This is a genomic window from Bittarella massiliensis (ex Durand et al. 2017) (assembly GCF_017566145.1).
GTDB lineage: Bacteria > Bacillota > Clostridia > Oscillospirales > Ruminococcaceae > Bittarella > Bittarella massiliensis_A.
This window is the reverse complement of record NZ_JABFCL010000304.1, coordinates 1-215: the sequence shown is the minus strand read 5'-3', so window position 1 is coordinate 215 and position 215 is coordinate 1. Positions and strand designations below refer to the sequence as shown.

At 43.3% G+C, this 215-nt stretch carries 1 protein-coding gene; it reads left to right on the top strand.

What is annotated here, in order from left to right; all coding sequences use genetic code 11:
* Positions 1 to 215: Asp23/Gls24 family envelope stress response protein (locus tag HJY11_RS14445; RefSeq protein ID WP_208076555.1), on the top strand; the 215-nt coding region annotated here is incomplete at both ends.

Below are 215 nucleotides of genomic sequence, written 5' to 3'. Positions count from 1 at the left end.
GGCAGTCAATATGAAAGACGGATTGGTGAGACTGCTGAAAAAAGACAGCCTGACCCACGGCATCCATGTGGAGCTCACGGAAGATAACAGGATTCACCTTGACTTCCATGTCATTGTTGCATATGGGGTCAGCATTTCAGCTGTTACGGACAATCTGATCAGTAATGTAAAATATAAAGTCGAGGAATTTTCCAATATGCCGGTTGATAAGATCA